Source organism: Micromonospora sp. NPDC051196, from assembly GCF_040682415.1.
In the GTDB taxonomy this organism is placed as follows: Bacteria; Actinomycetota; Actinomycetes; order Mycobacteriales; family Micromonosporaceae; genus Micromonospora.
In genome coordinates, this window is record NZ_JBFBAY010000001.1 from 298446 (window position 1) to 325042 (window position 26597).

Below are 26597 nucleotides of genomic sequence, written 5' to 3' on the forward strand. Positions count from 1 at the left end.
CTGTTCAGGCACCATGGAGCATCGGGGGATCTTGATAATAAAAACCCTTTGCCCGACTTTGTGCTGCTCGACTTCTCCGCTGGGGTCCGATGTGTGCCTTCGGAGGGGGCAGGCGCGTCTCGATCTCCTGTCAATCTCTCGTTTGCGCTGGTGAGAGCTGAGATCATCTCGTTACTTGACGGTCCACTTTTTTCTCAGTAGGAAGAAACTGTGTCCGACAGAGCATCAACCAGCCCGGTCAGCCGAGAGCGGTCCCGTGAGATCAAGCGTCTCTCGGTGATCCTGGCTGCCCGGCAGGCGCGGCTGCTGTCCCGAGTGGATCTCGCTGAGATGACCGGCCTTCCGGCGGCCACGGTGACCGCGCTCGTGCGGGAACTCATCGCCGAGGGCTACCTCATCGAGCGAGGGCCGGGTGCCCCGACCACCGGCCGGCCCCGGGAGATGCTCGAGTTCAATCCGCGTGCCGAACTTGTCGCGGCGGTCTCACTCGAACCACCCCGGATCAGTTGCGAGATCGCCGACAGCGAGGGCGCGCTCATCGCGCATCGCACCGCGCGCTTCGGTGGGGACGTGGTCGAGACCGTCTGCGCGTTCGTCCTCGACCTGGTCGGCGACAACCTGCCGTCACTGCGCGGTGTCGCGATCGCGGTGCCGGGCGTCTCCACCAACGGCGCGGTACGCCTCGCGCCGTCGGTGGGGCTGGTCGAGGCGTGGCCCATCGGTGAGTCGGTCCAGCAGCGACTCGGCGTACCTGTCGTCGTCGACAACGACGTCAACCTCATGGCCGCCGGTGAGTGTGTGGCCGGTGCCGGGGCGGACGTCGCCAACCTGCTGCTGATCCACGTCGCCGACGGCATCGGCGCCGGACTCGTGCTCGACGGCAAGGTCCGCCGCGGCGCCAGCGGAGCGGCGGGCGAGGTGGGTTTCCTGCCCGTGGACGCCGCGCCAGTGCGCAGCTACAGCGGCGTCGGCGAGTTCGAGGCCCGCTGGTCGGTCAACGCGATCGCGGAACGGCTGGTCGCCCTGCACCCGGGACGGCGACCCGAGTCGCCGGTACGGGAACTGATCGAGCTCGCCGCCACGTCGAAGCCGGCCCGCGAGTATCTCGACGAGGTCCTCGACGCCTGGGCGCGGCTCATCCTCTCCTGCGTCTGTGTGATCGACCCGGGTTTGGTGCTGCTCAGCGGTGCCGCCGCGGAACTCGACGACGCCGCGCTCGAACAGATCCAGAGTCTTCTCGCCGCCAAGACCCCCGCACCCACCGAGGTGCGGCGGGCCACCCTTGGTGACCAGGCCGTACTGCACGGAGCGATCAGCTACGCGCTGTCGGCTGCGGTCCCGCTGCCCTCACTGCCCTGACCAGACCCCGACCACAACCACACCGCCTCAACCCCCGAAACACCACCACCCCACCCTCCTGACACATCGCGTCCCCCTACGCCGCCGCCCCCGACATCCCCACCCCGCAACATCGACACCCCGGAACACCGCCAACCCTCAGCACCGACACCAACGGGCATCCTTCGTCGCCTTCGTGGCGACCGCGTCCGCGCTGCGAACAGCCGGCCGCGAGTGATGCATCCCGACGTGTCCGCTCCGGGCCCGGCCCGATCTTCGACCCTTCCCCGACCGTCGATCCACCTACCCCGGCACCTTGCCGAGTCCGATTTACAGCTATCTATCGGAAACTTCCCATAGATCCCCCGTCAAGTGGAGGTACCAATGAGACGTCGTCCTTTGGCCATGGCCATCGCGATCGGCGCGATGCTGGCTGTCACCGCAGGCTGCGGCGGCAGTGACAACGACGGCGACACCGGCTCGTCCGGCGCTCCGACGGCCGAGAAGTTCGTCATCTACAGCGCCCGTGACAAGTCGGTCACCGACTACGTCGTCGAGCAGTTCACGGCCAAGAACCCGGAGTACAAGGGCAAGGTCGAGGTGCTCAACATGGGCGCCCAGGAGGTCCTGGAGCGGGTCCGGGCCGAGAAGGCCAACCCGCAGGCGTCCGTCTGGTGGGGCGGCACCCAGCAGGGTCTGGCCGCCGGCGCCTCGGAGGATCTGCTGGAGTCGTGGCAGCCCTCGTTCGCGGCGAAGATGGACGCGCGGTACAAGGACGAGCAGGGCCGTTGGTTCGGCGAGATCCTGCTGCCCGAGATCATCATGTACAACAACAAGGCGCTGACCCCGCAGACCGCGCCGCAGGACTGGGACGACCTGATCGACCCGAAGTGGAAAGACAAGATCATCATCCGGGACGTGGCGGCCTCGGGCACCATGCGCTCGATCTACTCCTCGATGATCCAGCGGCTCTCGCCGGACGGCTCCAACCCGCAGCCGGGCTACGACTGGCTGCTCAAGCTCGACACCAACACCGTCGAGTACGCCGCCAACCCGGCCGACCTCTACCTGAAGATGTCGCGTGAGCAGGGCGTGGTGAGCGCCTGGAACCTGCAGGACGTGCTGCTGCAGGCCAACGAGGGCATGCCGTTCGACTACATCATGCCGACCTCCGGCGCTCCGGTGCTCGTCGACGGTGTCGCCGCGGTCAAGGGTGGCAACACCGCCGCCGCGCAGAAGTTCCTGGAGTTCCTCTTCGACGACTCGCTGCGCGCCACGCTCGCCAAGGACTACTTCCAGATCCCCGCGGTGGAGATCGCCGAGAAGCCGGAGTGGCTGGCCAACCTCAACCTCAAGCCGATGAACGTCGACTGGGACGTGATCGGCAAGAACGAGACGGCGTGGATCACCCACTGGAACGCCGAGATCAAGGACAAGGGCTGAGTTGACTGGGGTCCGGGTCGTGCCACGGCACGACCCGGCTCCGTCCTGGAAGGACCCAGAAATGATCGATGTCCGGCTGACTGCCGTCAGCAAGCGCTTCGACAAGTCGAGCGATGCCGCGGCGGTCGACGAGGTCACCGTCACCATCGGCGCCGGCGAGTTCTTCACTCTGCTCGGACCCAGTGGCTGCGGCAAGACGACGACCCTGCGAATGGTGGCAGGCTTCTATTTTCCGACCTCCGGGCAGATCCACTTCGGTGACGACGATGTCACGCACTGGTCGCCGAACAAGCGGGACACCGGGATGGTGTTCCAGAACTACGCGCTCTTCCCGCACATGACGGTGGCGCAGAACGTCGCGTACGGACTCAGGGTTCGTCGGGTGTCCCGCGCCGAGCGGGACCGCCGGGTCGAGGAAGCGCTCGCCCAGGTGCACCTCTCCGGGTACGGCGAACGGCGCATCGACGCGCTCTCCGGTGGCCAGCAGCAGCGGGTGGCCCTGGCCCGAGCACTGGTCATCCGACCCCGCACCCTGCTGCTCGACGAGCCGCTGTCCAACCTGGACGCCAAGCTGCGCGAGGAGACCCGGTCCGAGATTCGGCGGATCCAGCGGGAGAGCGGCAACACGGCCATCTACGTGACGCACGACCAGGCCGAGGCAATGGCGATGTCGGACCGGATCGCCGTCATGCAGTCCGGCAAGGTTCAGCAGGTCGGTTCCCCGCAGGAGATCTACTACCGCCCTGCGAACGCCTTCGTGGCCCGCTTCATCGGGCGCAGCAACGTCCTGAGCCTGCCGGTGGTCGGCGCCGGCGAGAACAAGGTCGACGTCCGCCTGCCCAGCGGCGCGACGATCGAGGTCGGTGCCGCGGCCGGACATGGCCTCACCGAGGGCGACACCGCGTTGGTGTCGGCCCGCCCCGAGCACATCACGCTCGCCGGCCCTGACGACGAGTCCGCCCTGCGCGGCCGGGTCACCCATGTCGAGTTCACCGGAATGGCGACCAACCTCACCATCGACAGCGACGGGACCGAGGTGATGGCAGCCGTCATCGACGCACCGGCGGCCATCAACGTCGGCGACCTCGTGGGCCTGCGGCTCGTACGCGAACGCCTCTGGGTGGTCAAGCCGTGACCGCTCTGCCCGAAACCGCCCCACCCCGGATGGCCGCGCTGCGCCGACGTCTGGCCGGCGGCACCAACTCACAGTGGTTCCCGTACCTGCTCGTGCTGCCGCTCGTCCTGGTGCTCTACGGCTACGTCGTGCACCCGATGTTCGCCACCTTCTCGGAGAGCGTCAGCGAGAACGGCACCCGCAACTACCTCCAGTTCTTCACCTCCTCCGGGGTCGCCCGGGAGTCGCTGTTCACCTCCCTGTTCATCTCGGCGGCGAGCGTGCTGCTCTGCGGGATCGTCGGCGTCTCCATGGCGTTCCTGCTCAAGCGGTTCAGCTTCCGCGGTCGCCGGCTCATCGAGGCGATCATCCTGGTGCCGGCCGCCCTGCCGCCGCTGATCGGCGCCGTGTCGTTCCAGTTGCTCTACAGCAACATCGGCATCGTGCCCCGAGGGCTGCAGGCGATCTTCGGCACCGAGCGGCCGATCATGGCCTTCGACGGGATCGCCGGGGTGCTCGTGGTGCACACGTTCACCATGTACCCCTTCTTCTACCTGGCCGCCGCCGCGGCGCTGGCCGGGATGGACCCCTCGGTCGAGGAGGCGGCGTACAACCTCGGCGCCGGCCGGGTGCGGGTCTGGCGTACGGTCCTGCTGCCGATGCTCACCCCGGCGATGGTCTCGGCGTCGCTGCTGGTCTTCATGACCTCGCTGGCGTCCTACACCGCGCCACTGCTGTTCAACGTCAGCCAGACCATGACGATGCAGATCTACATCAACCGCACCAACGGCGACCTGCCGATGGCGTCGGCGTACGCCTCTGTGCTGGGCATCGTCTCCATCATCTTCCTGCTGGCGATGCGCTGGTACGAAGGCCGGCGCAGCTACCAGTCGCAGTCGAAGGGCATCTCGGCGAACCGTCGGGAACTGACCAACCCGATCGGTCGTTGGCTGGCACCGGTCGCGTCGGTGCTGGCCACGATGGTGCTGCTCGCCCCGGTCGCCACGATCGCGCTCGTCGCCTTCTCCGAGAACCGGTCCTGGACCACCCAGGTGCTGCCGGAGACGTACACGCTGGACAACTTCGTCACCATCTTCTCCGACCCCAAGGCATTCGAGCCGATCCTCAACTCGGTACAGATGAGCCTGCTCGCGGCCGTCGGCTGCGTGGTCATCGGTGTGCTCGTCGCGTACGCCGTGCGGCGCCTGAAGTTCTTCGGCCGTGGGCTGCTCGACGTGGCGGTGATGATCGCCTGGGCGCTGCCCGGAACGGTCGTGGCGATCAACCTGATCTCGGCCTTCAGCACCGGCAACGCCTTCAGCTTCGGGCAGGTCCTGATCGGCACCTTCTGGATCCTGCCGCTGGCATACTTCGTGCGGTTCCTGCCGATCGTGTTCCGGTCCAGCTCCGCCGCGCTGGCGCTGATCGACCCCTCGTTGGAGGAGGCCGCCCGCAACCTCGGTGCCTCCTGGCTGCGGGCCTTCTACACCATCACCGTACGGCTGATGCTGCCCGGCGTGCTGGCCGGCGCGTTGCTGGCCTTCGTGCACGGTGTCGGCGAGTTCGTCGCCTCGGTGCTGATCTACACCTCCTCGACCGTGCCGATCTCGGTGGCGATCAACAACCGGATGTACTCGTTCGAACTCGGCACCGCAGCGGCCTACGGCATGCTCCAGGTGCTGCTGATCTTCGTGGTGATGTGGTTCTCCGGCCGGCTGGAGAGCAGCCGTACCGCGACCCGGAGGGCCGAGCAGTGGACGAACTGATCGAGCGGTGGAAGACCGAGGGCGGACTGCTCCCGATCACCCGGGTGCCCGGTCACGCGCTGGCTGCCGTGGCCGAAGCGGCGGACCTCGCGGTGCTGCCGGTCGGCGCCGTCGAGTGGCACGGTCCGCACCTGCCGCTCGGCACCGACCTGCTGCTCGCCGAGGGGTTCGCCGGGGAACTGGCCACCGGCACGGCCCGCGCCGTGCTCTTTCCCGCCGCACCGTACGCCGCCTGCCCCGGCCAGACCCGGCCCTGGCCGGGCACGGTGGCGCTACGGCCCGAGATCGCCGTGGGCTACCTCAGCGACGTGCTCGCCGGCATCGTCGAGGCGGGCTTCCCCCGGCTGCTCGTGGTCAACGGTCACGACGCCAACCTTTCCACGGTCCGCGCCGCGATGGAGTGGGTCTCCGGCCGACACCTGGCGAGCCTGCTGCTGGTCAACTGGTTCCAACTGGTCAGCCCGGACGAGACGGGCGAGATCTTCGGCACCCTGCCGGCCCGGGGGCACGGCGGAGCGTACGAGAGCTCCGCCGTGCTCGGTTTCGACCCCGAGGCGGTGCACCTGGCCGCCACGCCGGACCTGCCACCGAAACCGAAGCTACCCACCCCGTACCCGTACGTGCTCGTCGAGTCGCGGCCCGACCCTTGGCAGGGCTGGTCGGGCCACGTCTCGCTGGCCAACGAGACGGCCGGACGACGAATCCGCCAACTGGCCGGCACGCGGCTGCGTGAGGTGATCGAGGCGTGGCTGACGGCACCGTTACCCAGCCCGCCAGGGACGGACCAGCCTGGCTGGTCCGACCGGCCTGCCTGGTCCGACCGGCCCGACGGGACCGGTCGGTCGGACCAGGCGGTCGGATGACCCGCTCGTCGGTTGCGCAGGAGAACGGACCAACTGGGAGGCCACGATGACCCCGTCACTGACCACTTACCAACAGCACCATCTGCGCGTCGTGTTCGAGCATCACGCCGCCAACCTGTACCCGGCGATGGTCAAGGCCAGCCAGGCCCACGTCGTGATGCTCGCCGAGCAGGGGCTGATCCCCGCCGACTCCGCCGCGACGATGCTGCGTGGCCTGCTCGTCCTGGCCCAGGACCAACCCGGCGACCTCGACTACGACGGCAGCGTCGAGGACGTGTACTACACGCTGGAGAAGCGCCTCGCCGCCGCATGCGGGATCGAGGCGTCCCAGCTCAGCGTGCAACTCGCCCGCAGCCGCAACGACCTCGACGCCGGGGTGTTCCGGATGGTGCTGCGCGATCAGCTCCTCGCAGTGCTCGACGCGATGCTGGCGACCGGCCGGACCGTGCTGGACCGGGCCGACCGGCACGCCGACGTGGTGGTCACCGGCTACACCCACCGTCGCCCCGCCCAGCCGACCAGCATCGGCCACGTCTTCGCCGGCTATGCCGAGGCGCTGGCCGGTGAGGGGGTCGCCTACGCCGACCTGCTGGACGAGATGAACCGCTCGCCCCTGGGCTCCTGCGCCTTCGCCGGTACCGACCTGGACATCTCGCCCCGTCGCCTGGCGGACCTGCTCGGCTTCGAGCGGCTCATCGTCAACTCGTACGAGGCGGTGGCGGGTGCGGACCACCTGGTGCGGGTCGCCACCCTCAACGCGCAGTCGCTCGCCACCGGGGCCCGGCTGGCCCGCACCCTGATGGACTGGCTGACCTGGGGCTGGGTGGTCACCCCCGCCTCGTTCACCCAGGGCAGCAGCATCATGCCGCAGAAGCGCAACCCCGTCGTACTGGAACACCTCGTCTCGATGGCCGGTGCCGCGGCGGCCGACGCCGCCAGCGTGCTCAACAACGTCGGCGCCGCCTGGTGGGAGGACTCCAACAACGCCACCACCGACGTGCAGGCCCGGCTCTGGGACAGCGACGACCGGGCGTACCGGTTCTTCTCCCTGCTCGGCGGGCTGATCGCGGAGCTGGATCCGCTGCGTCCGCCGACCAGCGAGGAGATCGTCGCCTCGGGTGCCACCACGACGGCCGCCGCCGACGCGCTGGCCCGCCACGGCGTACCGTTCCGGGGCGCCCACTCGCTGCTCGGCCGGCTGGTGCGGACCGGCGCGCCCGCCACCTGGACCGTCAAGGACGTCCGGCTGGCGGCCGTCGACCTCGGACTGGCCGACCAGCTCGACGAGGCCGCGATCGGTGATCTGCTGGCGGCCGCCGTCCGCCCCGAATTCGTGCTGCGTCGCGCCCAGGCCGACGGCCCCGGAGAGACCGCGGTACGGGAGCAGGTGGCGCAGTTGCGCTCGATAATGGACGATGTGGCGGCGCGGGCGGATGCCCTGCGGGACCGGCTGCACCGTGCCGACGCGGCGCTTGCCGAGGCGGTCGCGGCGAGGGTGAGCCCGTGACCGGGCAGCAGACGCAGCAACGTGCGACTGCGGCAGTCATGGCGCCGCGAGCGCAGAACCACCTGAACCGACGGCCCGAAGGGCGATCTGACATCACCATGGAACAACCGGTAAACCCGCGACTGCTCGGCATCGATTTCGGCGGCACGAAGATGGCGATCGGCGTGGGTGACGTCGACGGTCGTCTGCTCGTCTCCGAGCGACTGCCGACAAACGCCGAGCAGGGTGCACGGCAGGCTCTCACCCGGGCGCTCGACCGGGCCCGGGAACTCGCCGACGGGACCGGTGGCACGTTCGTGGCAGCCGGCATCGCCTCCCCCGGGGTGGTCCACGACCACGCCATCGAACTGGCGCCGAACGTCCCGGGCTGGGAGCAGCTGCGGCTGGCCGACGAGGTCCGCGCCCACCTGGGGGTGGATTCCGTGCGGGTGGCGAACGATCTCAACGCGGCCGCCTACGCCGAGCTGCGCCTCGGCGCGTTGCGCGGCGTCGATCCGGGCCTGGTGATCGGGCTCGGGACCGGCGTGGCCGCGGCGGTGACGGTCGGCGGCGAGGTGATCGCCGGACACCACGGTGCGGCCGGTGAGATCGCCTACGGCCTTACGGACCACAGTTGGCCCTCCGGCCTGGAACCGATGCTGGAGACGACCTTCTCCGGTCGGGCCCTGGACGAGTTGGCGGAGCGCCTGGGCCTGACCGGCCAGGCCGCCGCGCTCTGCGCCGCCGCGGTCCAACCGGGCCGCTTCCGGGACGAGTTGCGCCTGCGCGTCGACGAGTTGGCCCGCCACCTCGTCACCTGCTGCCTGCTGCTCGACCCGCACCGGATCGTGTTGGTCGGCAGCGTCGCCGGCAACGAGGTGGTGCGGGAGTTGCTCATCGAGCGGCTCACCCACGCACTGCCGTACCGGCCGGAGATCGTCCTGTCGGCCTTCGCGCAGGACGCCGCGCTGCTCGGCTCGCTCGCCATGGCCCTGGAGGCGCTGCCGGCGGCCGTCTGAGGGCCCGCCCGGCCACCCGCTCCCGTGCAGACGAACGACGAACCGGCCCAAGCTGTCGCTTGGGCCGGTTCGTCTCGTGTTTTGACCGTTGTGTGGGCAGGGTGGTCTGGCGGTGTGGTGTGGGTGTGTTCGTGGTGGTGTGGGGGTGGGGTGTTATTTGCCCTTGTGGATGGCGTTCTTGCGGATGACGGGGTAGCGGGTGCGGCGTTTGCGGCGTTTTCCGGTGGGGCGGCCGGGTCCGGGGTGGCCGGGTTTCGGGTGGCCTGGTGGTTGCCAGGCGTTGCGCAGAGCGGGCGAAACCTGTCGGCGGGTCTGGCCGGGAGTCGGGGTGGTGGTGGCGGGTTCCCAGGGCAGCCGGTGGTGGGTGAGGTGGGTGCGGGTGCAGAACAGGTGTAGGTAGGCGTAGGCGTGTAGGCGGAGCCAGGTGGTCAGGGTGTCGGGTTGGCGGGGGTGGAAGTCCGGGGCGTGGGCGGTGGTCTTCAAGTACCGGAAGTAGTGCTCGATGTCGTAGCGGGTCAGGTAGGTCATGACGAGGGTGAGCAGGTCGTGGCGGGTGCCGGAGTACCAGAGTGCGAGGTCGCCGGCGCGGCGGCTGGGGCGTAGGTGCTGGACCCGGGCGAGTAGCACGGTGCCTTCGACGATCGGGAGGGTGGTCTGGTCGGTGAAGCCGCGGCTGGCGCGGGTGAGTTTGGGGTGGACGTGGTGCCAGGCCCGGACGGTGACGGTGCCGTAGATGCCGACCGGGCCGCTGACACCGGCGTCCGGGTGTAGGTCGGGTTCGCGCAGGGGCAGCCGGAATCCGTGTCGGCGGGGCCGGCCGCCGAGGGGGTGAGCGGCCCGGCGTTCGGGTCTGGTCCACATGGTCTGCGAGGTCGCGAGCCTGACCAGGACGTCCGCGGGAATCCTGCGTTCGCGGATCAGGTGGGTGATCCGGGCCGCGGGGTAGCCGGAATCGAGGAGGAACAGCGACGGGTCGCCCGGGCGGGCGCCGTCGGCTGCGCAGACCTGTGCGATGTGGCCGACGGTGACCTCGACCAGGTCGTCGTCGGAGGTGATGCGGTCGACCAGGACCGGCACGACCCACGAGTCCGGGGTCAGGGTCAACCGGACGACGTGCTGATACCGCCACCCGGTCTTGATCAGCGCCGCGCCGCGCGGGCCGCCCGGGGTGTACTGCGGTTGCCGGTCCGGGCTGGTCGGCGCGTTCGGCCGGGGCCAGGCGGTGGTGTCGACGGCGTACACCCGCGGCAGACCGGACCGTACGGCGATCCGGCACGCCGCCCGCAACGCCCGGCCGGTATCGATCTCACCGTCGCGTAACGCCCGGTACGCCGCGGCGTGCCCGGTGACCGCGCCCAGCGACAGATGCGCCGGGCAGCCACACCGTCCCTGGTCCACGGCCAACTCGTCGACCAGCGAGAACAACGTCCTCGACCGGGACACGAGGACACCCTCGTACAACTCCCGCCGCCACGAATCCAACAAGATCCGGCCCAGCTCGCGGTCACCGGCACCGGTAGCCGTTACGCTCCTCATCGAGAACCCTGCCCATTGATGATCTTTGTGTGAGAACTCAGATCATGGACAGGGTTCTCCCTGTTCCGCTAGACCTCGACCACCACAAATCCCCACGATGGTCAAAACACGAGACGAACCGGCCCAAGCTGTCGCTTGGGCCGGTTCGTCGCATCAACAGGCAGCCACACGCCGAAGCCAAAGCCCCCGGCAGCCAGCCGACGACCCCCCCACCCACCCCCACCCACCCCCACCCCACCCCGCACCCCCGAGGAGTGTTGATCATGAGGTTGGCGGCACCTTGAAGATCAACGAGTGCCGCCAACCTCATGATCAACACCGAAGGGTGGGTGGAGTTGATCATCGGGCGCCGCGCGAGGGCGGCGCGCAGCCGGCGTCAGCCGGTGTTGCGCATGCCGGCGGCGATGCCGTTGACGGTGGTGAGCAGGGCGCGTTCCAATGCCGTGCCGTCGCTGGGGGCCCGCCGCCCGCCCGGCGCGGTGATCACCGCACGACCGGCCGCACCCGAGTCACGGTACTGGCGCAGCAGCGCCACCTGGAGGTGGTGCAGCGGTTCCAGGTAGGTGTCGCGCACCGCGAGGGTGCGTTGCAGCACGGGGGAGTTCTCCAGCAGGTCCGGTGAGTCGGTGACCGCCAGCACCTCGCGCCGGGTCAACTCGTACTCCTGCTCGATCTTGGCGAAGATCGGGTGCAGCTTCTTCGGGACCAGGGTCTCCACGTACCGCCGGGCGATGCCGAGGTCGGTCTTGGTCAGCATCATCTCCACGTTCGACAGGAACGTGCGGAAGAAGTGCCAGTTGCGGTGCATCTCGGCCAGCACGTCGGCCAACCCGGCCTCCCGGGCAGCCGCCAGGCCGGAGCCCACCCCGTACCAGCCGGGCACGATCTGCCGGGTCTGGGTCCAGCCGAACACCCACGGGATGGCCCGCAGCCCGGCCAGCCCGGCCCCGGTGTTCGGTCGCTTCGCCGGCCGGGAGCCGATGTTCAACGCGCCGAGCAGTTCGGTCGGCGTGGAGGCCCAGAAGTACGCCGGCAGATCCGGATCCTCCACCAGCGAGCGGTACGACCGGTAGGCCGAGGAGGACACCACGTCCATCGCCGCGTCCCAGCGCTCCAGCATCTCGGCGGGCTGCCGGGGCGCGGTGTGCAGCAGGGTGGCCTGAAGCACGGCGGCCACGGTCAGTTCCAGGTTCTCTCGGGCCAGCGCCGGCAGCGTGTATTTGTCGGAGATGACCTCGCCCTGCTCGGTCACCTTGATCGCGCCGTCCAACGTGCCGTACGGCTGGGCCAGGATCGCGTCGTGCGTCGGCCCACCGCCGCGTCCCACCGTGCCGCCCCGGCCGTGGAACAGCCGCAGGTGCACACCGTGCCGGGCGGCCACGTCCCGCAGCGCCCGCTGCGCCCGGTGGATGGACCACTGGCTGGTGGTGATGCCGGCCTCCTTGTTGGAGTCGGAGTAGCCCAGCATCACCTCCTGCACGTCACCCCGGGCCGCCACCAGCGCCCGGTACGCGGGCAGCGACAGCAACTCGTCGAGCAGCTCACCACCGGCGTTCAACTCGGCGGGGGTCTCCAGCAGCGGCACGATGCCGATGCGTGCCCGCCCGCTGTGCACGTCGACCAGCCCCGCCTCGCGGGCCAGCACCACCGCGGCGAGTACGTCGTCCACCCCGAGGGTCATCGAGATGATGTACGACTCGATGACCTCGCTGCCGAACCGGTCCTGCGCCTCGCGGATGGTGCTGAACACGTCGAACGTCTTGCGGGCCGACTCGGACAGCGGAGTGTCCGCAGCCGACAGCGGTCGGCGGCCGGTCAGCTCGTCGGCGAGCAGCTTGGTGCGCTCCAGCCGGGTCAACGACGGGTAGTCGTCGACCTCGCCCACCGCCGCGTACAGCTGGGCGAGCACCTCGTGGTGCTTCTCGGCGTGCTCCCGTACGTCCATCGTCGCCAGATGCAGGCCGAACGCGGAGACGGTACGGATGGTCGAGGCGAGTCGTCCGACGGCGGTGAGCTGGCCGGAGTTGCGGGCCAGCGAGGCGCGCAGCAGCTCCAGGTCGGCGATCAGCTCGGCCGAGCCACGGTAGTCGCGCCCCGGTACGTGCGGGGTGTCCTGGCGCAGCCGCGCGCGGGTGTTGGCCAGCTTGGCACGTACGCAGCGGGCCTTGAGCCGGTACGGCTCCTCGGCGTTGACCCGACGGAACCGGGGCGCCACCTCGGGCAGCGCGTCCAGGTCGGCGGCGAGGCTGGCGGAAAGATCCAGGGACACCCCGCGCAGCCGGCGGGACACCGACACCTCGTTGATCAGCTCTTCCATCGCCGCCTCGGTGGCGGTCAGCCCGTGCTCGTGCTGGATGGCCAGCACCTCCCGGGTGACCGTCGGGGTGACGAACGGGTTGCCGTCGCGGTCACCGCCGATCCAGGTGCCGAAGGTCAGCGGACGGGCCGTCGGTGAGGTCTCCACGCCGAGGGTGCGCAGCGTCTCGGCGAGGTCGTCGAGCACCTGCGGGGCGGCCTCGGCGTACAGGTCGCGCAGGTAGTAGATGGCGTTGCGGGCCTCGTCGGTCGGGTCCGGCCGGTCCAGCCGCAGCTCGTCGGTCTGCCACATCAGGTCGAGCAACTCGGCCAGCCGCCGGTTCGCCGGGCCCTCGTCGCTGGCGCCGTAGAGGATCGCGTTGGTGGTCTCGGCGTCCAACTCGTCGGCGATGGCGCGCAGCTTCGACAGGATCGACCGGCGGGCGGCCTCGGTCGGGTGGGCGGTGAAGACCGGGCGGATCGCCAACCGGCGGGCCACCGCCGCAATCTCCTCCGCCGGCACTCCCCGCTCGGAGATCATCTTGGCCGCCTGGTCCAGCCAACCGCCCTGCATCGCCCGGCGTCGACGCAGGTCACGGGCCCGGTGCACCTGCTCGGTGATGTTGGCCAGGTGGAAGTAGGTGGAGAAGGCGCGAGCCAGCTTGGTGCCGGTGGTCACGTCGAGCCCACCGAGGCGGCGCGCGGCGGCCGGGGCGTCGGTGCGGACCTGCGCGCGGATCTCCTCCACGAGGTCGAGCAGCGGCCGACCCTCCTGGCGCGCCAGGGTCTGCCCGAGCAGGGTGCCCAGCCTGCGGATGTCGGCGCGCAGGGCGGCGTCGGGGCCGTCGTGATCGTGCTGGTCGGTCACCATGCGCTCCTCACGTTGGTGCGAAGGACAGCGCTGTCCGACTTCCCCCGATCGTATCCGCGACGGGCCGGGTGAAAGGAGGGGACCCTTGTTATCGCTTTCTGTATAGGAAGGGCCCCTTCTTAACCCCACGGGCTGTCGATCGGCGGATATCAGCGCTGGTCGGTGCGGTGGTGGCGGCCCGGCCGGGCGGCGGTGTGCCGGCCGCGGACCAGGGCTGCGGTGATCAATCCCACGATTCCGGCGGCCACCCAGATCGCCAGCCCAGTCAACGGCCAACGGGCCGCCCGGCTGTCGAAGTAGACCGCCGACTTGATCAGATCGGTGGCCGGCCCCGGTACGTTCCAGAGGTGCATGCCGCGCAGTATCGCGGGCAGGAACTCCGGGGCGTACACGCCTCCGGAACCCGGGTTGCCGAGCACCACCAGCAGCAGGATCACCAGCCCGGTGCCGAACAGGCCGAGCCAGCCCTGCACCGCCGAGGCCACCATGGCGGCGGCGAACGCGGCCAACGCCCCGACGGCGGCGATCTTCACGACATCGTCCGGCCACACCCCGAAGACCGGCCCGACGAGCACCGCACCGACGATCCCGAGCAGCACGGCGTATATGGCGAGGGAGGCGATGCGCAGCCCGGCCCCGCGTAGCCCGGCGGGCGCGGTGCCCAGCGAGAGGCCGAGCACGGTCGAGGCCAGGTATCCGCCGAGCACGAACCCGACCGCAAGATAGAACGGCACCAGTCCGCGTGGATCGTCGGGCGAGACCGGCACCTGGTCGGTCACCTGGATCGGCACCCCGGCCTGTTGGCCGGCCGTGGTGATCACCTGCTGCAGCACGTCGGTGGCGGCGGGTGCGGAGGCGCTGGCGAGGGTGAGCGTCAGAGCGCCGTCGGCGGCGGCGACGAGGGTGGCGTACACCTCGCGGCTGTTCAGCGCGGTCTCGGCGGCGGCCGGGTCGGCGTACGAGATGGCCTCGACGCTGTCGGTCTGCTCCCGCACGGCGGCGAGCAGCCTCTGCGCGGCCTGGTCGCCGGTGACCACTGCGACCGGCACGTCCCGGGGATTGGGCGCGTGCAGTGCGCCCACGTACGCGGCGATGAAGGCCGATGCCAGGATCAGCGTCCCGAACAGCAGCGCTGCGGTACGAGGCAGCCAGTCACGCACCGCACTCTCCTCACCCACGTACGTCAGAGTAGGGACGGGCACGCCGGTCTCGTGGCGGTTCGGCCTGCGCAGACGCCGGGGCGGTGGCCGGTACCGTTCGGGGAATGGCAGCGTTGATCTATCCGCCCAAGCCCCGGCCCGGCGACCGCGTCGCGGTCGTCTCACCCTCGGCCGGTCTGCCAGCCGTCTTCCCGAATGTGTACGAGTTGGGGCTGCGTCGGTTGCGCGAGGAGTTCGGCCTGGAGCCGGTGGAGTACCCGACCACCCGGATCATGGGTGCCGACCCGCGCGAGCGCGCCCGCGACCTGACCGACGCCTTTGCCGACCCGAGCATCACCGCCGTGCTGGCCACCGTCGGCGGCGACGATCTGATCACCGTCATCCCGCACCTGGACGACGAGGTGCTCCGGGCCAACCCGAAGCCCTACTTCGGGTACTCGGACAACACGAATGTGCTCAACCACCTGCACCGGCTGGGGATGGTGAGCTACCACGGCGGCTCGGTGCTGGTACACCTCGGCAGGCCCGGCGCGCTGCATCCGCTCACCGCCGACTCGCTGCGCGCGGCGCTGTTCGGCTCCGACTGGTACGACCTCACCCCGGCGCGGCAGTGGGGCGACGAGCCGAACGACTGGAACGACCCCAACTGCCTGGCGGACGAGCCGGTGATGTTCCCCGGCACCGGTTGGCACTGGCAGGGCCCGGCGACGGTGGTCGAGGGGCGCACCTGGGGCGGCAACCTGGAGGTGCTGCACTGGCTGCTCGCCGCCGACCGGGTCGCCCCGGCGGAGTCGCTGCACGGCTCGGTCCTGCTGATGGAGACCTCCGAGGAGTTGCCGCCGGCCGTCGAGGTCTACCGAATCCTGCGCAACCTCGGCGAGCGCGGCCTGCTCGCCGGCTTCCCCGCCGCACTGGTCGGCCGCGCGAAGGCGTGGGAGTTCGGCCGCCGGCTCACCCCGCCCGAGAAGACGGCGTACGCCCAGCAGCAGCGGGCCGCGGTCAGCCGGGCCTTCGCCGAGTACGCCCCGGACGCGGTGCTGGTCTTCGACGTGGACCTCGGCCACACCGACCCCCAGTTGATCATCCCCTACGGCGGTCAGGTCCGCGTCGACCCTCTCGCCCGCCGCATCTCCGTCCGCTACTGAGGGCGGCAACAGAGGCCCGCCGTTTCGCCGAAACGGCGGGGTGCGCAGCGGCAGGAAACCCCCGTTTCGGCGAAACGGAGTTGCCGGGGAGGGGGCTCAGGTGAGGTGGCAGCGGTTGGCGCTGAAGTGGGCGACGGCGGCGAGGATCTCCGCCTCGGACTTGTCGGCGAAGTTGAGGGTGGCGACCAGGCCGGAACCGTGCAGGGCGCTCAGCGCCCCACTGTCCAACGCCGTGTAGAAGCCGGCCTTCGGCAGTATCCGGGGATCGTAGGGCTTGACCACGAGCATCTTCTCGAAGGTCCAGCGGCGGCGGGAGATCTGCGCGATGGCCTCCCAGGGCAACCAGACCGCCTGGCCGCGGGTGGGTCGGGTGCGGATCCACAACCCGGCCGGGCTCAGCGCCAGCACCGGGGCACGCCCGAACAACCACAACTGGATCCCGATCGGGACGGCGCTCAGCGCGAGCAGGCAGCCCACCAGGCCCAGGATGCTCAAAGCGGCGTTCCCGCGCAGGTCGGGGTCGGCGGAATCCAGGATGCCGAGGCCGGCGCAGGTGGCGAGCGGGGCGACGAGCAGCGGCGTGATGCCGCCGAAGAGCAGCCCTCGCTTGACGAGGTTGGGGCGTACGACGAAGGGCTGGTCCTCCGGAATGCGGGCGACCATGGGTACCTGCGGCGGGGGAGCACCCGGCGGTTGGCCGCCGTACGGCAACTGCGGTGGATAGCCGGGTGGCGGCTGGCCGCCGTACGGCGGTTGGGGCGGGTAGCCGGGTGGCGGGTTGGTCACGGTTCTCCCGTCTCAGATGGATACGGGCGTAGGCGCGGGCCGGGAAGGTGCCGTCGCCGGGCGTTCGATCGGAACCCTCGGTGGTGTGCAGGCCGCCGTCGGCGAAAACGCCCTTCGCGTCGGACTGCGTACCAGAATCGCCGTCCAGCGTGGGCAGCCGATCACAGACGGGTGGCAGCGTCAAGATCCTCCGGTGCGCGGTGGGTGAGCCTGAGCACGGCAACAGCCGTGGACGACGCTGGATCGTCGGCCCGGAGAGATAGTGTCGACCGGTAGACCCCCCGTCCGGTCGGACGCGGGGTGCTCGTCGTGTCCTCGCCTCGGAAGTGATCATGACTGCGCTCACCGGACTGTTCGCCGCCGCCCTTGCCGACCCGGGTCTGGCCCGGGTCCGTGACCTGGCGCGCTCCGGTGCGGCCCAGGTCGATGGCCTTGACCTGACCGCACCGCCGGCCCTGCGTCCGTTCGCGGTCGCCGCCGTCGCGGCAGATCCCGCCGTAGGCAGCTCAGGCGATGGCGCGGGTGGCGGTGCGGGACAGCCGGTACTGGCGGTGACGGCGACCAGTCGGGAGGCCGAGGATCTGGTCGCCGCGTTGGGCACGCTGCTGCCGGCCGAGCAGGTGGCGATCTTCCCGAGCTGGGAGACCCTGCCGCACGAGCGGCTTTCGCCGCGTTCCGACACCGTAGGTCGGCGGCTGGCGGTGCTGCGCCGGCTCGCGCATCCGGACTCGACCGACGCGCACGGGCGTACCGGGCCGTTGCGGGTGGTCGTCGCGCCGGTGCGCTCGCTGCTTCAACCGCAGCTCAAGGGGCTCGGCGACCTGGATCCGGTGCGGTTGTCCGCCGGGGACGAAGCCGACCTGGAGCAGGTCGCCCGCCGGTTGACCGACATGGCGTACGCGCGGGTCGACCTGGTCACCAAGCGGGGCGAGTTCGCCGTACGCGGCGGCATCCTGGACGTCTTCCCGCCCACCGACGAGCATCCGTCCCGGGTCGAGTTCTGGGGCGACGAGGTGGAGGAGATCCGCACCTTCGCCGTCGCCGACCAGCGCACCATCGAGCAGGTCGCCCAGCTCTGGGCGCCGCCCTGTCGGGAACTGCTGCTCACCCCGGCGGTACGCGAGCGGGCCGCCGCGCTGGCGCAGCAGCACCCGGAACTGGCCGAGATCCTGGACAAGCTGGCCGGCGGCGTACCGGTGGAGGGGATGGAGTCCCTCGCACCGGTGCTGATCGGCGCAGACTCGATGGAGCTGCTGCTGGACTGCATGCCGGCCGGCACCCACGTACTGCTCTGCGACCCGGAGCGGATCCGCACCCGCGCGCACGACCTGGTGCGTACCTCGGATGAGTTTCTGGCGGCCAGTTGGGCCGCAGCCGCCGTCGGGGGCCAGGCCCCGATCGACCTCGGCGCCGCCGCCTTCCGGACCCTGGCCGACGTACGCGCGCACGCCGCGACCCTGCGCCAGCCCTGGTGGACACTGTCCCCCTTCGGGCTGGCCGAACCGGGCACCGTGCAGCGGCAGCCGTGGGAGGACGCACCGGACACCGTCGACGTCACCCCGGACGACGCGATCGCGGTGACGCTGGCCGCCCAGCCGGCACCGCTCTACCACGGTGAGACGGCCCGGGTGGTCGACGACCTGTTGCGGTGGGCGGCCGAGGGCTGGTCGATCGCGCTGGTCTTCGAGGGGCACGGTCCCGCCCAGCGGGCGGTCGAGGTGCTCCGCGACGGCGGCCTCGGGGCCAGGATGATCGAGCAGGTTCCGAGTGCGCCCGCCCCCGGCGAGCTGCTGGTCACCTGCGGCAGCCTGACCGGCGGTTTCGTCGACGAGGCGGCCCGCTTCGTGCTGCTCACCGGCAACGACGTCACCGGTGGTCGGGGCGCCTCGACCCGGGACATGCGCAAGATGCCGAGCCGGCGGCGCAACACCATCGACCCGCTGGAGCTGCGGGCCGGCGACCACGTCGTGCACGAGCAGCACGGCATCGGCCGGTACGTGGAACTGGTGCAGCGCACGGTCAACGGCGCGTCCCGCGAATACCTCGTCATCGAGTACGCGCCGAGCAAGCGCGGCCAGCCGGGCGACCGTCTCTTCGTCCCCACCGACCAGCTCGACCAGCTCAGCAGGTACGTCGGCGGCGAACAGCCCACCCTGCACAAGATGGGCGGCTCGGACTGGCAGAAGTCCAAGGCCCGCGCCCGCAAGGCGGTCAAGGAGATCGCCGCCCAGCTGATCCAGCTCTACGCCGCCCGCAAAGCGTCCAAGGGGCACAACTTCGGGCCGGACACGCCGTGGCAGCGGGAGTTGGAGGACGCCTTCCCCTGGCAGGAGACGCCCGACCAGCTCGCCGCCATCGACGAGGTCAAACGGGACATGGAGCAGAGCGTCCCGATGGACCGGCTGATCTGCGGCGACGTCGGCTACGGCAAGACCGAGATCGCGGTACGGGCGGCGTTCAAGGCGGTGCAGGACGGCAAGCAGGTCGCCGTGCTGGTGCCGACCACCCTGCTGGTGCAGCAGCACTACAACACGTTCGCCGAGCGGATGAGCCAGTTCCCGGTGACGATCCGGCAGCTGTCCCGGTTCCAGACGCCGAAGGAGGCCGAGCAGACGCTGGAGATGGTGGCCAACGGCACCGCCGACATCGTCATCGGCACCCACCGGCTGCTGGCGGCGGCCACCCGGTTCAAGTCGCTGGGCCTGGTGATCGTCGACGAGGAGCAGCGTTTCGGTGTCGAGCACAAGGAACACCTGAAGTCGATGCGGGCGGCGGTCGACGTGCTGAGCATGTCGGCCACCCCGATCCCGCGCACCCTGGAGATGGCGATCACCGGCATCCGGGAGATGTCCACCATCGCCACCCCGCCGGAGGAGCGGCACCCGGTGCTCACCGCCGTCGGGGCGTACGACGACCGGCAGGTCGCCGCCGCCATCCACCGCGAGCTGCTCCGCGACGGCCAGGTCTTCTACCTGCACAACCGGGTCGAGTCGATCGAGCGGACCGCCCGCAAGCTGCGGGAACTGGTGCCCGAGGCCCGGGTCGCGGTGGCGCACGGCCAGATGGGCGAGGAATCCCTGGAGAAGGTCATGGTCGGCTTCTGGGAGAAGGAGTTCGACGTCCTGGTCTGCACCACGATCGTCGAGTCCGGCATCGACATCCCGAACGCCAACACGCTGATCGTGGAGCGGGCCGACCTGCTCGGCCTGGCCCAGCTGCACCAGATCCGGGGCCGGGTGGGCCGGGGCCGGGAGCGGGCGTACGCGTACTTCCTCTACCCGCCGGACAAGCCGCTCACCGAGCACGCGCACGAGCGGTTGGCCACCATCGCCCAGCACACCGAGCTGGGCGCCGGCATGTACGTGGCGATGAAGGACCTGGAGATCCGGGGCGCCGGCAACCTGCTCGGCGGCGAGCAGTCCGGGCACATCGAGGGCGTCGGGTTCGACCTGTACGTCCGCATGGTCGGCGAGGCGGTGTCGGCGTTCAAGGGCGAGCAGCCTGAGTCCGACGGCACGGTGGACGACGTCCGAATTGACTTGCCGGTGGACGCGCATCTGCCGCACGACTACGTGGGCGTGGAACGGCTGCGCCTGGAGATGTACCGCAAGCTCGCCGAGGCGCGCGACGAGGAGCGGCTGCGCGAGGTGGCCGCCGAGATGACCGACCGGTACGGCGAGCCACCCGCCCCGGTGCAGAACCTCATCGCGGTGGCGCGCTTCCGGCTGCTGGCCCGCCGCTACGGCCTGACCGACGTCAGCATGCAGGGCAAGCATCTGCGCTTCAGCCCGCTGCCGCTGCCCGACTCGAAGCAGTTGCGGCTCAAGCGCTACCACCCCGACTCGGTCTACAAGACCGCGTTGGACCAGGTCAGCGTCCCGCGCCCGACGACCCGCCGGATCGGCGGGGAGCCGCTGCGCGACCAGGCCCTGCTGGACTGGTGCGCCCAACTGCTCTCCGACGTCCTCGGCGCTCCCACGGCCCCTCAGCCCGCCACCGCCGGAGCCCGCTGACCCACCCACCCGGCTCCGGCGGAACCCTCCCAGCCAGGGCGGGAACCGGTCATGAGAGAGTGACGGAATGCGTGCTCGCCGTCTTGTCGCCGTCGCCAGCGTGGCGGTCGGCCTTGTCGCCCTCTCCGGCTGTCGTTCCGAACCCGGTGTCGCCGCCTATATCGGTGATCATTCGGTCACCGAGGATGCGGTCACCGCGCTCATCGACGACGCGCGGGCGAAGAACCCGGCGCCGACCGAGGAGGACGGGGCGTTGCCGGGGCAGGCGCCGCGGCTGCCCGGGCGCAGCGAGGTGGTGAGTGTCCTGGTGCTCAGCGAGGTGTGCGAGCGGGTTTCCGCCGCCGAGGGTTACCGGGCCCAGAACGAGGTCGACCCCGCGCAGATCGCCCAGGGTGTCGGCCTGAACCCCGAGACCGAGTACGTGCGCCGCACCGCCGAGCTCTACGGCTGCCTGTCCGGCATCCCGGTCGGCGAGCCGGTGGCCCCGACCCAGCAGGAGTTGGCTGACCTGGTCGACGCGGGCAAGCGGGCCGGTGCCGTACCAGCCGAGGTGACCGTGGAGCAGGCTGCCGGTCAGCTCGACGGTGAGCAGTTGCGCTACGCGCTGGCCAACCGTAACTCGTTGGCTGAGGCGGTCGAGGCGTACGACGTGACGGTCAACCCCCGCTACCGGCCGCTGGTGTTCCCGGTGCTGAGCTTCTCCGGCGCGACTCCGATCGTCGCGGTGGGCGTGCCGCTCGGCGAGCCGGCCTCGACCGCGGTCACCGACATCTCCACCCCGAAGCCGCAGTCGGCGCCGGATCATGCGGACGAAGGTGACCAGGCGGGTCAAGGGCACGGCTGAGCATGCCCCGGATCGTCCTGCTGGTGACCTCGCCCCGGTTGCCGGCCGGTCTGCTGACGGCAGCGGCGTGGGATGTCGTACGCACCGCTGTGGTGCTGGCCGGAGCGGAGAGCGAGCTGGCCACGGCGATCCGGTCGGCGGGCGGGCAGGTGCGGGTGCCGGACGGCCCGGCGGTGCCGGCGTTGCTGGATGCCGCGGCGGCGAACGACACGGTGGTCTGGCTGGCGGGCCCGGCCGGCGACGAGGCGCTGGCCCGGGAACTCGGCCTGCGGCTGGCCCGGGAGCCGGGGCTGGCCGAGCTGGAGCTGATGTACGGCTCGTGGGATCCACCCGGCGCCCGCCTGCTGGACGCGGTGGCCGTGTTGGATCGGCTGCTCTCGCCCGGCGGTGATCCCTGGAAGCGGGCGCAGACCCACCAGAGCCTGGCGGTCTTCCTGCTTGAGGAGTGCTACGAGGCGTACGACGCGATCGTCGCCTCGGACACCGACGCGCTTCGCGAGGAACTGGGCGACGTGCTGCTCCAGGTGGTGCTGCATGCCCGGCTGGCCGAGGAACTGCCCGAGGGCGCGCGATGGAACATCGACGACGTGGCCGGCGGGCTGGTCGACAAGATGGTCCGGCGTAATCCGCACGTCTTCGCCGGTGCCGAGGCGGGCAGCCTGGAGGAGATCACCGCGAACTGGGAGCGGATCAAGCAGGCCGAGAAGTCCCGCAGGTCGGTGCTCGACGGCATCGCGCTGAGTCAGCCCGCGCTCGCCCTGGCCGCGAAGATCCTGGAGCGCGCCGACCGCGCCGACCTGACCGTCCCGCTCCCGTCCCCCGATGCCCAATCAGACCCCGAAGCCGCCCTGGGCGCCACCCTCCTGAGCGCGGTGGCCCGGGCCCGCGAGGCCGGTCTCGACCCCGAGTCCGCCCTCCGCCACACCACCCTCACCTACGCCCAAACCCTCCGCTCCACTGAATCTTCGAGTTGATCAAGAGGTTTGCGTCTGAATCGGCTTCCGACGAGACGCAAACTTCTTGATCAACTCGCCGGTGTCGGGGCAGCGCCGGGACGGGTGGGGGTGGGTAGGGTCGGGGGGTGGAGCCGTTTGGGGTGGTGGCGGAGCGGGTCGTCGAGGCGCTGCTGATCAGTCGACCGGGTTTGGCCAGTGCGGCGGGGGATCATCGATTTGATGATCGATTGCCGGATCTCAGCGCTGACGCCGTCGCGGGGGACCGGGCGATGCTGGTGGACGCGGCGAGCGTGCTGTGTGAGATCGATGCGGACGCCCTCGACGTCGAGGAGCGGGTGGATCATGCATTGCTGGCCACGCTGGTCGACCGCTGTCTGTTCGAGCTGACCGAGATCCGGGAGCACGAGTGGAATCCGCTCGTGCACAACCCCGGGCCGCTGCTGCACGGGCTGCTTTCCCGGCCGTACGCGCCGGCCGAACAGCGGCTGACCGCGTTGGCCGGGCGGCTCGCCGCCGTACCGGACGCGCTGGCCACCGCGCGTGCGACGTTGCGTGACCTGCCCCGTATCCACGCCGAGGCGGCCCTCGGGCAGTTCACCGGCACGGCGGCGCTGATCCGCGACGAGGTACCGGCGTTGCTCGACCAGGCACCCGCGCTGCTGGACCGGGTCGAGCCGGCGGCCACCGGCGCGATCGCCGCGTTGGAGGAGTTCGTCGCCTGGCTGCGCGCCGGCCTGGCCGCCGATCCGGGTCCCGGCCGCGATCCGCGACTGGGCCGACGCAGGTGGGAGGCGCGACTGTGGTACGCCCTCGACACCGAGCTGAGCGCTGCCGAGATCCAGCGCCGGGCCTGGGCGAACCTCGACCGGGTCGGTGCGGAGATCCGCGCCGCGGCGGTCGAACTGGTCGGTGGCCCGGCCGACGACGAGACGGTACGCCGAGCCCTCGACCTGCTCGCCGCCGAGCATCCGGACAACCACACCATCGTCGACCTCGCCTCGATCACCATGGACGAGGCGACCGACTTCGTCCGCGCCCGCGACCTGGTGTCGGTGCCGGCCGACCGGTGCGTGATCCAGGTGATGCCGGAGTTCGCCCGGGGTGTGGCGGTGGCCTACTGCGACGCTCCCGGTGCCCTGGAGACGGCCGAACTGCCCACGTTCTACTGCATCGCGCCGACCCCGGCGGACTGGCCGGCACACCGGGTGGACTCCTTCTACCGCGAATACAACGACCACATGATCCGCAACCTGACGGTGCACGAGGCGATGCCGGGGCACTCCCTTCAGCTCGCCCATGCCCGCCGGCACGTCGGCACCACTCGGGTACGGGCGCTGACCCGCTCGGGCCCGTTCGTGGAGGGCTGGGCGGTCTACGCCGAACAGCTGATGGCCGAGCACGGCTTCGGCGGCCTGCCAGTGCGGTTGCAGCAGCTCAAGATGCAGTTGCGGATGACCCTCAACACGTTGCTCGACCAACTGGTGCATGCCGAGGACGTGCCCGAGACCGAGGCGATGGCGCTGCTGACCGGGTGTGGCTTCCAGGAGGAGGGCGAAGCAGCGGGAAAGTGGCGTCGAGCCCTGCTCACCTCCACCCAGCTGTCGACCTACTTCGTCGGTTACAGCGAGGTGGCGGAGATCGCCGCGTCCCGTCCGCCCGAGGTGTCGCTACGCGACTGGCACGACGAGATGCTGGCTCACAACTGCCCTTCGCCGCGCCACCTGCGCACCCTGATGGGGCTGTGAGACTCAGGAGCCGGTCCGACGCCGGTCCACGATCCCGGCGCCCTGCGGCAGCTCGAAGGCCGCCCCGTCGACCTGCTCCTGGAAACGGCTCAGTGCCAACTCCACCGGCTCGCCGTCGACCCGGCCGGTGAAGCTGCCCAGCGCCCCTTCGCCGGTCACGCAGGCGGAGAAGTCCTCACCCTGCTGCCGGACCTCGACGCAGGTGGCCAAGAGGCCGGCGATCGTGGTGCCGCTGGAGGTGATGACCGCAGCCGGGTCCAGGGCGGCGCTGGTCAGTAGCCCCATCACCATCGGTGGGGTGACCAGACCTTCCCGCTCGGCGGCGGCGTAGACGATCACCGAGGGCTTGCTGTTGGCGGCCGGCGGCGCTTCGAGGGTGCAGACCGTACGCTTGCCCTCGTTGTCGCAGTGCGTGGTCGCCTCGGCGGTGACCGTGAGCTTTCCGCCCGGCCATTCGTACGCGGACCGGGCCGGGTCCTGAGCCTGGCTGATCAGGGCGGTCCGCCCCCCACCCAGCTGGTACTCCGCCGAGTAGGTCAACTCCAGCGCCCGATCCATCTTGGCGGCCAGATCGTTGACGATGTCGGCCCGCCCCATGGCCCGCCCGGCGTCGTCGAGAGCCTGACAGCCGGTGACGGTGAGCAACACGGCGGCCGACGCTGCGAGCGTACGAAGGGTGGTCGAGGCGGCGGGCATGGCGCCCAGCCTGATCGATCAGGTCCCGCTCGCGCAAACTCGTTGCCGGTTGACGCACGAGAATCCGGGAATGTCCGACCCGTCCCTGCCGGAACGGCGGGTCGCAAGGCCGCCCGGTCGCGGTGCGGTCGGGCGGGGACCGATACGCTGCGTTCAACACCTGCCTCAGCCGCACCGTCGCGGCCGATACCGGACGAGACCACACAAGAGGAGCGACTCAGTGGCAACCATCGAGGTAATCGAGGCTCGGGAGATCCTGGACTCGCGGGGTAACCCGACCGTCGAGGTCGAGGTCGGGCTCGACGACGGGACGATCTCCCGCGCGGCCGTGCCTTCCGGCGCCTCGACCGGCGCCTTCGAGGCGATCGAGCTGCGCGACGGTGACAAGGGCCGCTACCTGGGCAAGGGAGTGGAGAAGGCGGTCGCCAACATCGAGGACCGGATCGTCGACCAGCTGATCGGCTATGAGGCCAGCGAGCAGCGGGTCATCGACCAGAAGATGCTCGACATCGACGGCACCGACAACAAGGCCGAGCTGGGCGCCAACGCCATCCTCGGGGTGTCGCTGGCGGTGGCCAAGGCTGCGGCGGGCAGCGCTGAGCTGAGCCTCTTCCGCTACCTCGGTGGGCCGAACGCGCACCTGCTGCCGGTGCCGATGATGAACATCCTCAATGGTGGGGCACACGCCGACAGCAACGTCGACATCCAGGAGTTCATGATCGCGCCGATCGGCGCGCCGAGCTTCCGTGAGGCGCTGCGCTCGGGTGCCGAGGTCTACCACGCGCTGAAGTCGGTGTTGAAGAAGAAGGACCTGTCGACCGGGCTCGGTGACGAGGGCGGCTTCGCCCCGAACCTGCCCACCAACGCCGCCGCGCTGGACCTGATCGCCGAGGCGGTGGAGAAGGCCGGCTACCGGCTCGGCACCGACATCGTCTTCGCCCTCGACGTGGCCGCCACCGAGTTCTTCGCCGACGGCACGTACACCTTCGAGGGGGTCGCCAAGACCGCCGAGGAGATGAGCGAGTACTACACCAAGCTCGCCGATGCGTACCCGATCGTGTCGATCGAGGACCCGCTGGCCGAGGACGACTGGACCGGCTGGCAGACGCTGACCGCCGCGGTCGGCGACCGGATCCAGATCGTCGGCGACGACCTGTTCGTCACCAACCCGCAGCGCATCGCCCGGGGCATCGCCGAGAAGGCCGCGAACGCCGTGCTGGTGAAGGTCAACCAGATCGGTTCGTTGACCGAGACGCTGGACGCGGTCGACCTGGCCCACCGGGCCGGCTTCAAGTGCATGATGAGCCACCGGTCCGGGGAGACCGAGGACACCACCATTGCCGACCTCGCGGTGGCCACCGGCTGCGGCCAGATCAAGACCGGTGCCCCGGCCCGCTCGGACCGGGTGGCGAAGTACAACCAGCTGCTGCGCATCGAGGAGGAGCTGGCCGACGCGGCGCGGTACGCCGGCGCGGGCGCCTTCCCGCGCTACCGTTCCGCCTGAGCCGATGCGAGACCTCG

Annotated in this window: 18 protein-coding genes; 13 read left to right on the forward strand and 5 right to left on the reverse strand. The window is 70.4% G+C overall.

What is annotated here, in order from left to right:
* Positions 1-276: 276 nt before the first annotated feature.
* The 7 genes from AB0M35_RS01435 (at position 277) to AB0M35_RS01465 (ending at position 9029) form a co-directional block, all read left to right on the forward strand.
* Positions 277-1359, forward strand: a complete 1083-nt coding sequence (locus tag AB0M35_RS01435) for an ROK family transcriptional regulator (protein WP_363740297.1) — start codon at positions 277-279, stop codon at positions 1357-1359.
* 363 nt (positions 1360-1722) lie between these two features.
* A complete protein-coding gene (locus AB0M35_RS01440) occupies positions 1723-2781 on the forward strand; it encodes an extracellular solute-binding protein (RefSeq protein ID WP_363740298.1) in 1059 nt (352 codons plus the stop codon).
* A gap of 61 nt (positions 2782-2842) precedes the next feature.
* Entirely contained in the window at positions 2843-3916 is a 1074-nt protein-coding gene (locus AB0M35_RS01445) for an ABC transporter ATP-binding protein (protein WP_363740299.1), read from the forward strand.
* Entirely contained in the window at positions 3913-5661 is a 1749-nt protein-coding gene (locus AB0M35_RS01450) for an iron ABC transporter permease (protein WP_363740300.1), read from the forward strand. The genes AB0M35_RS01445 and AB0M35_RS01450 overlap by 4 nt, the downstream gene beginning before the upstream one ends.
* On the forward strand, positions 5649-6524 hold the full coding sequence (locus AB0M35_RS01455) for a creatininase family protein (protein ID WP_363740301.1): 876 nt from the start codon (positions 5649-5651) through the stop codon (positions 6522-6524). Before AB0M35_RS01450 ends, AB0M35_RS01455 begins: the two co-directional genes overlap by 13 nt.
* A 46-nt stretch (positions 6525-6570) precedes the next feature.
* Complete coding sequence (locus AB0M35_RS01460; protein ID WP_363740302.1) at positions 6571-8031, forward strand: lyase family protein; 1461 nt, start codon at positions 6571-6573, stop codon at positions 8029-8031.
* A 98-nt stretch (positions 8032-8129) separates the two neighbouring features.
* A complete protein-coding gene (locus AB0M35_RS01465) occupies positions 8130-9029 on the forward strand; it encodes an ROK family protein (protein WP_363740303.1) in 900 nt (299 codons plus the stop codon).
* Positions 9030-9182: 153 nt separating this feature from the next.
* Here the strand turns inward: AB0M35_RS01465 and AB0M35_RS01470 are convergent, their stop codons facing one another.
* The 3 genes from AB0M35_RS01470 to AB0M35_RS01480 all read right to left on the reverse strand — a co-directional run bounded on the left by AB0M35_RS01470 (position 9183) and on the right by AB0M35_RS01480 (position 14909).
* Entirely contained in the window at positions 9183-10565 is a 1383-nt protein-coding gene (locus AB0M35_RS01470; RefSeq protein WP_363740304.1) for a hypothetical protein, read from the reverse strand.
* A 376-nt stretch (positions 10566-10941) separates the two neighbouring features.
* Positions 10942-13728 (reverse strand): phosphoenolpyruvate carboxylase, encoded by a 2787-nt coding sequence (gene ppc, locus AB0M35_RS01475; protein WP_363740305.1) that lies wholly within the window; start codon positions 13726-13728, stop codon positions 10942-10944.
* A gap of 152 nt (positions 13729-13880) precedes the next feature.
* Positions 13881-14909 (reverse strand): hypothetical protein, encoded by a 1029-nt coding sequence (locus AB0M35_RS01480; RefSeq protein ID WP_363740306.1) that lies wholly within the window; start codon positions 14907-14909, stop codon positions 13881-13883.
* 86 nt (positions 14910-14995) lie between these two features.
* Here AB0M35_RS01480 and AB0M35_RS01485 point away from each other — a divergent pair, with 86 nt between their 5' ends.
* Positions 14996-16036, forward strand: coding sequence for a S66 peptidase family protein (locus tag AB0M35_RS01485; RefSeq protein WP_363740307.1), 1041 nt, complete (start codon positions 14996-14998; stop codon positions 16034-16036).
* A 96-nt stretch (positions 16037-16132) separates the two neighbouring features.
* Here AB0M35_RS01485 and AB0M35_RS01490 read toward each other — a convergent pair whose 3' ends face one another.
* Complete coding sequence (locus tag AB0M35_RS01490; protein ID WP_363740308.1) at positions 16133-16822, reverse strand: hypothetical protein; 690 nt, start codon at positions 16820-16822, stop codon at positions 16133-16135.
* A gap of 332 nt (positions 16823-17154) precedes the next feature.
* On the opposite strand from AB0M35_RS01490, the gene mfd reads away from it, so the two are divergent.
* The 4 genes from mfd (at position 17155) to AB0M35_RS01510 (ending at position 24380) form a co-directional block, all read left to right on the forward strand.
* Positions 17155-20835, forward strand: coding sequence for a transcription-repair coupling factor (gene mfd, locus AB0M35_RS01495; protein WP_363740309.1), 3681 nt, complete (start codon positions 17155-17157; stop codon positions 20833-20835).
* Positions 20836-20902: 67 nt separating this feature from the next.
* The gene (locus AB0M35_RS01500; RefSeq protein ID WP_363740310.1) at positions 20903-21679 is read left to right on the forward strand and encodes a hypothetical protein; all 777 of its coding nucleotides are present in this window, start codon (positions 20903-20905) and stop codon (positions 21677-21679) included.
* A gap of 2 nt (positions 21680-21681) precedes the next feature.
* Entirely contained in the window at positions 21682-22653 is a 972-nt protein-coding gene (locus AB0M35_RS01505; protein WP_363740311.1) for a nucleoside triphosphate pyrophosphohydrolase, read from the forward strand.
* Positions 22654-22760: 107 nt separating this feature from the next.
* On the forward strand, positions 22761-24380 hold the full coding sequence (locus AB0M35_RS01510; protein ID WP_363740312.1) for a DUF885 domain-containing protein: 1620 nt from the start codon (positions 22761-22763) through the stop codon (positions 24378-24380).
* Positions 24381-24383: 3 nt separating this feature from the next.
* On the opposite strand, the gene AB0M35_RS01515 is transcribed toward AB0M35_RS01510, so the two are convergent.
* Positions 24384-25076 (reverse strand): hypothetical protein, encoded by a 693-nt coding sequence (locus AB0M35_RS01515; protein ID WP_363740313.1) that lies wholly within the window; start codon positions 25074-25076, stop codon positions 24384-24386.
* A 220-nt stretch (positions 25077-25296) separates the two neighbouring features.
* On the opposite strand from AB0M35_RS01515, the gene eno reads away from it, so the two are divergent.
* A complete protein-coding gene (gene eno, locus AB0M35_RS01520) occupies positions 25297-26580 on the forward strand; it encodes a phosphopyruvate hydratase (RefSeq protein WP_363740314.1) in 1284 nt (427 codons plus the stop codon).
* Positions 26581-26597 lie beyond the last annotated feature (17 nt).